Genomic DNA, 1,616 nt, shown 5'->3' with positions numbered 1-1,616 from the left:
TGTCCCTATAGGAGTCTCCGATGTCCCTATCGCGACGCCCATGCCGGGCGTGAAAATCGGGGTGGTCGCCCGCCGACGTCGTTGATGCCTGGTGCTTCGAGCCCGGATAGGAGTCTGACGCTGGGAATGTGATCAAGGGGCCCTGCCTTGTTGCTTCGAGCACGCGAGTCCGCCTCTATTTGCTACCCCGACCGTTCCCGCGGGCGACCACCCTGACGGCGCGAAGGAAGGGGTGTCTGCGGTGGAAGACAGCAGAGACGAACCGGCGCAGGTAGTAGCGCGGGTGTGTGCGATCGACATCGGCAAGGCGGGTCTGGTCGCGTGCGTACGGGTCCCGCACCCGACGAATCCGGGCCGGCGAGTACAGGAGGTCCGCGAGTACGCATCGGTGACGCCGGCGTTGCTGGCCCTGGCCGACTGGCTACGGTGTGAGCGGGTCGAACTGGTGGCCATGGAAGCCACCTCGGCCTACTGGAAACCGGTGTTCTACCTGCTGGAAGCCGAGGGCTTCCAGTGCTGGCTACTGAACGCCAAGCACGTCAAGAACGTGCCGGGCCGACCGAAGACCGACCGGCTGGACGCGATCTGGCTGGCCAAGGTCATGGAGCGAGGGATGTGCCGGCCGAGTCTGGTGCACCCCAAGCCGGTCCGTCGGTTGCGTGATCTGACCCGCTACCGACGCAGCCTGGTCCGGGACCAGACCCGGGAGAAACAACGCCTGGAAAAGATCCTGGAAGACGCGCAGATCAAGCTCGACTCGGTGATCAGCGACCTGCACGGGGTGTCCGGACGGCAGATGCTGCAGGCGATGATCGACGGACAACGCAACCCGACGATCCTGGCTGAACTGGCCCGCGGCGTCATGCGCCGCAAGATCCCTCAACTACGCGAGGCACTGACCGGCCACTTCGACGACCACCACGCACTCATCTGCGCCACCATGCTGCGCCGCATCGACACCCTCACCGCCGACATCGCCGAACTAGACGCCCGGATCGAGCAGATGATCGCCCCGCACGCCGAAACGCTAAACACCCTCGATGAGATCACCGGAGTCGGCCTGCGCTCCGCTCAAGAGATCATCGCGGAACTCGGTGTCGACATGACGGTCTTCCCCACCGCCGCACACCTGGTGTCCTGGGCCAAATTCTCACCCATCGACGCGACCTCAGCCGGCCGCCACAAGGGCAACTCCACCGGCAAAGGCAACCCATGGCTGGCCGCCACCCTCGGCGAGGTGGTCGCCGGAATCTCGCGCACCAACACCTTCCTTGGCGAACGCTACCGACGCCTGGCCCGCCGACGAGGAAAGAAACGCGCGATAGTCGCCCTCGGCAACTCGGTACTGACCATCGTCTGGCACCTGCTGTCCGACCCGAATACCCACTACCAAGACCTCGGCCCGAACTACTACGAGTCGAAGATCAGCCAACGGCGCCGCCAACGCGACCTCATCCGCCAACTCGAACACCTCACCGGCCAGAAAGTCACCCTCCAGCCACCACCCGAACTACTCGCCGCGGCTTAACGACGCCCCACACCAAACCCGGCTCCGCTTCGCTCCGCCGGGTGCTGCCGCCTGCCCACTCACTCACCGATTTTCGAGTCAGCATCCA

General features: G+C 65.0%; 1 protein-coding gene. It reads left to right on the top strand.

What is annotated here, in order from left to right; all coding sequences use genetic code 11:
* Positions 1-241 precede the first annotated feature (241 nt).
* Positions 242-1,528 (top strand): IS110 family RNA-guided transposase, encoded by a 1,287-nt coding sequence (locus F6W97_RS39925; RefSeq protein WP_230687360.1) that lies wholly within the window; start codon positions 242-244, stop codon positions 1,526-1,528.
* Positions 1,529-1,616: the final 88 nt, after the last annotated feature.

This window comes from Catellatospora vulcania, assembly GCF_009720385.1.
In the GTDB taxonomy this organism is placed as follows: Bacteria; Actinomycetota; Actinomycetes; order Mycobacteriales; family Micromonosporaceae; genus Catellatospora; species Catellatospora vulcania.
This window is presented reverse-complemented; position numbering and strand designations above follow the sequence as displayed.